The 6,780-nt window shown below is 47.3% G+C and carries 8 protein-coding genes and 1 pseudogene; 6 read left to right on the top strand and 3 right to left on the bottom strand.

Annotation, left to right across the window (positions count from 1 at the left end; all coding sequences use genetic code 11):
- The 3 genes and pseudogenes from ACTHS3_RS04215 to coaBC form a co-directional block, all read left to right on the top strand.
- A pseudogene (locus tag ACTHS3_RS04215) lies at positions 1-182 on the top strand (hypothetical protein); the annotation flags it as partial.
- Between the two features lie 137 nt (positions 183-319).
- Positions 320-1,549: a tetratricopeptide repeat protein gene (locus ACTHS3_RS04210; RefSeq protein ID WP_004519703.1), complete on the top strand. Its 1,230-nt coding sequence runs from the start codon at positions 320-322 to the stop codon at positions 1,547-1,549.
- Between the two features lie 44 nt (positions 1,550-1,593).
- On the top strand, positions 1,594-2,772 hold the full coding sequence (gene coaBC, locus ACTHS3_RS04205; RefSeq protein ID WP_039862104.1) for a bifunctional phosphopantothenoylcysteine decarboxylase/phosphopantothenate--cysteine ligase CoaBC: 1,179 nt from the start codon (positions 1,594-1,596) through the stop codon (positions 2,770-2,772).
- A 54-nt stretch (positions 2,773-2,826) separates the two neighbouring features.
- Here the strand turns inward: coaBC and era are convergent, their stop codons facing one another.
- On the bottom strand, positions 2,827-3,756 hold the full coding sequence (gene era, locus ACTHS3_RS04200) for a GTPase Era (RefSeq protein WP_036493257.1): 930 nt from the start codon (positions 3,754-3,756) through the stop codon (positions 2,827-2,829).
- Between the two features lie 64 nt (positions 3,757-3,820).
- On the bottom strand, positions 3,821-4,540 hold the full coding sequence (rnc, locus tag ACTHS3_RS04195; RefSeq protein ID WP_003683027.1) for a ribonuclease III: 720 nt from the start codon (positions 4,538-4,540) through the stop codon (positions 3,821-3,823).
- 254 nt (positions 4,541-4,794) lie between these two features.
- On the opposite strand from rnc, the gene ACTHS3_RS04190 reads away from it, so the two are divergent.
- The 3 genes from ACTHS3_RS04190 (at position 4,795) to nusB (ending at position 6,240) form a co-directional block, all read left to right on the top strand.
- Positions 4,795-5,118 (top strand): DUF2185 domain-containing protein, encoded by a 324-nt coding sequence (locus ACTHS3_RS04190; RefSeq protein WP_039862122.1) that lies wholly within the window; start codon positions 4,795-4,797, stop codon positions 5,116-5,118.
- A gap of 93 nt (positions 5,119-5,211) precedes the next feature.
- A complete protein-coding gene (gene ribH / locus ACTHS3_RS04185) occupies positions 5,212-5,691 on the top strand; it encodes a 6,7-dimethyl-8-ribityllumazine synthase (RefSeq protein ID WP_003748562.1) in 480 nt (159 codons plus the stop codon).
- Positions 5,692-5,811: 120 nt separating this feature from the next.
- A complete protein-coding gene (gene nusB, locus ACTHS3_RS04180) occupies positions 5,812-6,240 on the top strand; it encodes a transcription antitermination factor NusB (protein ID WP_004519698.1) in 429 nt (142 codons plus the stop codon).
- Positions 6,241-6,357: 117 nt separating this feature from the next.
- Here the strand turns inward: nusB and ACTHS3_RS04175 are convergent.
- On the bottom strand, positions 6,358-6,780 hold a 423-nt coding region (locus tag ACTHS3_RS04175; protein WP_004519697.1), incomplete at its 5' end, for a type IV pilin protein.

The raw sequence follows: 6,780 nt of genomic DNA, 5'->3' as shown, positions 1-6,780 counted from the left end.
ACTGTCTGCTTCGTTTTCTTCACCGCGTCAGCAGCGAAGAACCGAACTATACGCCTACCTACAAAACCAGTCAACACCCAACTTCAAAAAAATTAAAATTTTTTCACAACTATCTGTATTTAAATAATTTAAAATTTATTGGATTTTATCGTTCGATAGATAAAACAGATATCCAAAGATAAATAGTCCTGCAGTTTTACTCTTAATTGCCACATTCAAACACTCTATATCTCTATACTACTGGCGCTTTAGTCCCATCTACTCTTACAATCTCTACTTTCTCCAATAAAACAATCATAAATTTAGAATAGTCCCTATTATGAATAACGAAAAGATTCAACAAAAATTTGAACAAGCATATCACTCTTTTATCGAAGAGGAAAATTACGAGGAAGCGCTAAAACGTGCCGAGATTCTTTGCCTTCTCAATCCACAATCTGTCGAATTTCATCACAAAGTTGCTTATGCCTATCTGAAGCAGTTGAAATGGGAAAAAGCCATTGAGGCTGAAATGAAAACGTTAGAGCTGGATAGCACCTATATTCCTGCTTTGGATTTACTTGCCCATGCTTACGGCGCCCTAGATAATTGGGAAAAAACCGGGTTTTACGGTCATCAGGCTTTGGTTCTAAAAGACAAAGCCATCCCAGACCTAGAACATGAAATAATTCCGACATCAGCTCCAAAAAACGGCAAACGGATTATCTCCTTTTCTTTATTTGGCAATAATTCCAAATATATTGAGCCTGCCGTCTTAAACACCCAGCTTGCTCCTGTACTTTTCCCCGGTTGGACATGTCGTTTTTATATTGACGATTCTGTATCGGCTGAAGCTATTCAACGATTTAGAAATAACGGTGCAGAAGTGATTAAGGTTGGCGCTCCATTGGACAACTGGCCGGGTACGATGTGGCGCTTTCTTGCCATCAATGATCCCGAGGTTGAATACGTTATTTTCCGTGATGCAGATTCTATTATTTGTTATCGTGATGCAGCGGCCGTATCCGAATGGATAAAAAGTGGTACACTATTCCACACTATTCGTGACTCGGGCTCGCATACTGCCCTAATTCTTGCGGGTATGTGGGGCGCTAAAGCGGGCGCAGTCCCAGATATGCAGGAAAGGATTCAAAACTTTGTCGACGAGGGCTATCCTTCCAGGCATTTTGCCGACCAAGATTTTCTAGAAAAAGAATTGTGGGCCTATATCCGTCAGAATCTGTTTGCACATGACAGATTATTTGATTTCTGTAATGCACACGAAATTCCCGGCGAGTTCTACTCTAATTATCAAATCGCTTTCAGCGAAGGGGTCACCAGCTTTAATGCAACGACTGATTATGAAGACGGCAGTCTGGCAAGATGGACGCTGTACTCCAGTGCTTCGCCTTTGGTCAATCCGGACTACTCGCTCAATGTTGTTCCTGAATTTAAAGTCTGCAGTTATGTGACTGAAGTGAAAAACGGGGTGGTTTCAGCATTCTTACCGAAGAGATATGGCAATGCGATTAAAGCAAAACTGGCCAGGATCAACATCGAACAAATCTAATTTGATTTGATTCCTATATACCTCATTTAATGAACCCATTATTTATGAGCAAACACATTCTCCTCGGCATTACCGGCGGTATTGCGGCGTATAAATCTTGCGAACTGGTCAGACTGCTGAAAAAGCAAGGACATTCTGTATCAGTGGTAATGACAGATTCTGCGACGGAATTTGTCTCCCCACTGACTTTCCAAGCTTTAACCGGCAACCCTGTTTTATCGGATACCTATTCAGGCACTTCCAATAATGGCATGGCGCACATCAATCTGACGCGTGAAGCTGACGCATTTCTTATTGCACCAGCCACTGCCAATACGATCGCCAAAATTGCCAACGGATTGGCTGACAACCTGTTGACTACTTTGGCCGCAGCCAGAAAATGTCCTTTGGCCGTTGCGCCTGCAATGAATGTCGAAATGTGGAACAACCCTGCCAACCTGCGCAATATTGAGCAGCTGGTTTCAGACGGCATTACCGTGTTTTACCCAAACAGCGGCGAACAGGCTTGCGGCGAAACAGGTACCGGCAGAATGGTCGAAGCGGTCGATCTGGCAGATTTGTTAGAGGATTTATGGACACCCAAGCTATTGAGCGGCAAAAAAGTTCTGATTACAGCCGGCGCAACGTTTGAAGCCATCGATCCTGTCCGCGGCATTACCAATATTTCCAGCGGACAAATGGGCATGGCTTTAGCACGTGCGTGCCGTGCTGCCGGAGCGAAAGTCACGCTGATTTACGGTCAAATTCAGATGGCCTTGCCAGCAGGCTTGGCTCATTCCGAACAAGCTGTCAGCGCAGAAGCCATGTATCAGGCAGTTCACCGCCATATCCATGAGCAAGATGTCTTTATTTCCGTTGCAGCCGTTGCAGACTATAAAGTCAAAAACAGCAGCAACGAGAAACTGAAGAAAAACGGCAATCAGCCTCCAATTATCGAACTGACGGAAAATCCGGATATTCTCGCATCCGTTGCCGCCCTACCTTCTCGACCATTCTGCGTCGGCTTTGCTGCCGAAAGCCATCAGGTTTTGGAATTTGCTCGGGCAAAACGTTTGCGCAAAAACGTACCGATGCTGGTAGCCAACCAAGTTTCCGTTTCCATGGGCAAACCAACCAATCAAATCACCATTATTGATGACCTTGCCGAAACCTCATTTCCGGAAACATCCAAACGCCAAGCAGCGGATGAAATCGTCAAACGTCTGACTGAGTTGTTGGCTTGATAAAAAAAGGCCGTCTGAAAATTTTTCAGACGGCCTTTGTTCAAACACATTAAATCACAATCCCAATTCGCGCAGGAAACGAATATCGTCTGCCCAACCGGATTTCACTTTCACCCAAATCTTCAAAAAGACTTTGGTATCAAATAATTTTTCCATATCAAGGCGGGCTTCAGTAGAAATTTTCTTCAATTTCTCCCCACCCTTGCCAATCAAAATCGCCTTTTGGCTGTCTTTATCGACCAACACCGCGATATAAATGCGGAACAGTCCGCTTTCCTCTTCCTCAAACTGCTCCACTTCAACATTCATCGCATACGGCAACTCTTCGCCCAAATAACGGAACAGTTTTTCGCGCACAATCTCCATCGCCAGAAATCGGCTGGATTTATCCGTCACCATATCTTCCGGATACATCGGGATACTTTCCGGCAGATACGGCTTGAGCAATTCCAGCAAATTGGCAATACGCAGACCATGTTTCGCGCTGACTGCCTCGCTGGCGGCAAATTCAAACTCTTGGCGCACTTCATTGATAAAAGCCTCAAGCGCAAATTTGTCTTTGGCTTTATCTTTATCGATTTTATTGACCACCAATACCACAGGCGTATGCTTAGGCAACTGCTTCAGCACCACGCGGTCCGCATCGGTAAAGCGCATGGCTTCCACCACAAAAACCACCACGTCCACGCCGCTCAACGCTTCGGTTACGTTTTGATTAAGACGGTCATTCAAGGCATTGCGGTGATTGGTTTGAAAACCAGGCGTATCGACAAACACAAATTGCGCCGTGTCGTCGGTGTAAATACCGGTTACACGGTTGCGCGTGGTTTGTGCTTTTTTACTGGTAATACTGATTTTCTGACCAATTAAATGGTTCATCAGCGTGGATTTGCCGACATTCGGACGACCCACGATGGCCACAAAGCCGCAACGATAATCCGTCGGGTGTTGCGACTCGTTTTGCAAAAAGGTTTCGATATCCATTTATATATGACTTTCTTGATTGTTTCAGACGGCCTTTGCATTTTTTCAAAGGCCGTCTGAAGTATCATTTTTTAGCTTTTTTCAAAGGGAACTTCTGTTCCAACCACTCTAAAGCTTCACATGCCGCTTTTTGCTCGGCCACTTTCCGACTGCTGCCGCGTGCATTGCAGATGAAACCGAGTTCGCCCAAATCACAGGAAATCACAAACATCGCATCAGCCGTCTGCTCCGCCTGCTCTTCGATTCGGTATTTCGGCAGGGCAAAGCGACGTGCCTGCAAGGCTTCCTGCAAAGCGGTTTTACTGTCTTTCTTGCCGATATTCAAATCCGCACGTTTCACGCGTTCCGCAAACAAATGGCGAACCACTTTTTCCGCCGCAGAAAAATCAGCGTCAAAGCTGACCGCCGCAAACATCGCCTCCATTGCGTCAGCCAAAATCGAAGGCCGTCTGAAACCGCCGCTCTTCAACTCGCCGGCACCCAAATACAAACCGTCGCCGACATTCATTTCCAACGCGATTTCAGCCAATACGCCTTCATTCACCAAAGCCGCGCGCATCCGCGACAACTCGCCTTCCGACAATTTCGGAAACGCGTCAAACAACATCCGCGCCACTGAATAGTTCAAAATCGAATCGCCGACAAATTCAAAACGCTCATTGTGTTTGGCATTGTAGCTGCGGTGAGTCAAAGCCTGCTGAAGCAGCTCCATATTGCGGAACTCATAGCCCAGACGCTTTTGAATCGCTCGATGCGCCTGCTGTTTGAGCAAATCAGGTTTCATTCCATACTTTCAAAAAAACAGCCGGAAAGCACGCCTCATCCGCAGTGAAACAAAATAAAAAGGCTACACCGGCAACTTTTTTATTTTGGCTCATTGTTTCTTGCGTCCCTCAAGCCGATAAACAATCAAAAGCCGTCATGTTCAAACCTGACGGCACTTGCCGACATTGTACCATCAAACCGACCCTGCACACATCCGTGCGGAAAAGCGGCGAATCGTGTAAAATCATGCCAAATCATCTCTTTGCCAACTCCATGAACAAATTTGCCCAAGCATTGGCCGCAGCGCTCGACCGCTGCATTGTTACCAACACCGTCGCCGAACAAGGCAAACCCGTCGGCTTCCTCTACCGCGAAGCCCCCGTATTTGAAAACGACAGCGGCTGGCGTATTTTCAGCGGCGACGAAACCGACGAATACACCGACAATCCCGACAACTTCAGCATTGTCAGCCTCTCCGCCATTACCGCAGACAATCCCGACATCGCGCCCCTGCTGACTCAGGCAGAAGGCAGCGCGTGGGAATTAAACGAAGACGGCGAGTTCCAAGCCGTTGCCGATTGGCAGCCGCAAGAATAATCCATCCCCATTTCGTTTCAGACGGCCTTCCCTATAACCAGGCCGTCTGAAACCGAGCCGAATCCCTATTTCACCAATATTGAAGGAATCATCATGAACATTATCGAACCCCGCCTCGACGGTACCAACTTGCGCATCGGCATCGTTCAGGCCCGCTTCACCAACGAAATCGGCAGCGAAATGGTCAAAGTTTGCTGCCGCACCTTAAAAGAATTGGGCGTAGCCGAAGACAACATCACGCTTGCCACCGTCCCCGGCGCGCTTGAAGTGCCTATCGCGCTGATGAACCTCGCTTCATCCGAACAATTCGATGCCCTGATTGCCATCGGCGTTGTCATTCGCGGCGAAACCTACCACTTTGAATTGGTATCCAATGAATCCGGCGCAGGCGTCAGCCGCGTTGCCCTTGATTACAACATCCCGATCGCCAACGCCATCCTGACGACCGAAAACGACGAACAGGCCGTCGCACGCATCGAAGAAAAAGCCTCCGATGCCGCCAAAGTTGCCGTAGAATGTGCCAACTTGGTCAACCATCTTTTGTCAGAACAATACGAAGACGACGAAGAATAAGTTCTCCCCGTATTGAATACCGCATATTTTCAGACGGCCTCCCAATCATGACATTGAGGCCGTCTGAATCATTCAATATTCAGCCGACAACCATCGGCACCCTCTTCACAAGGAATACCCATGAAAAGCCCACGCCGCCGCGCACGCGAGCTTGCCGTACAAGCCATTTATCAAGCAGGCATCAACAAAACAGCCGCTCCCGAAATCGCCAAAAACATCCGCGAACTGTCCCAAGCGCCCAATATGGATGAAGAGCTGTTCAACAAACTGTTTTTCGGCGCGCAAACCCATGCCGAAGAATACATGGAAAAAATCAGCCCCCTGCTCGACCGCGACGAGAAAGATCTCAGCCCTATCGAACGCGCCGTTTTGCTGGTTGCCTGCCATGAGCTGAGCACCATGCCTGAGACCCCCTATCCTGTCATCATCAACGAAGCCATTGAAGTCACCAAAACTTTCGGCGGCACCGACGGCCATAAATTCGTCAACGGCATCCTCGACCAACTGGCTTCACGCATCCGCCCTGACGAACCGCGCCGCAAAGGCTAAGATGGGCTTCACATCGGGCCGGGATTACCAATCTTTGCCCTGTATAAGCTAATGTGCTTATACAGCCAAACCATCCAAAAGGCCGTCTAAAATTCAGACGGCCTTTTATATTTCGATTTATTCCGATTTTGGTATTTCATAACCGGGGCAGTTTTGTTTATCACTGTTTGCCCAGATGATACCGCTGTCGTTGTAATAAACGGTACAAGTTTCATCGGCATTGGTTTCTCTATTGGGTACAGCCTTCAAAATATAACCTGAATCGGAAGGATCAGGCATAGAATCCGTACCTTCGGAAAAACTAATATTGAAATATTGATTCTGCTGCAAATTTTCGGTAGGAAACCCTACAAAAGTACTTTTTTGAGTATAGTAGCGTTCAAGTTGTTGGGCATTATGCAGCATCTGTGTGCGGACGGATGCGAGACGCGTTTGGCGGATGTAGTTTTGATAAGACGGATAGGCGATGGTAGCGAGAATGGCTGCAATCAAAACGACTATCAGCAGCTCGATAAGCGTGAAGCCTTGTTGGTGTTTCAT

The organism is Neisseria sp. P0009.S007 (genome assembly GCF_051962515.1).
The sequence above is the reverse complement of the archived record's forward strand: the minus strand, read 5'-3'. Positions and strand labels throughout refer to the sequence as shown.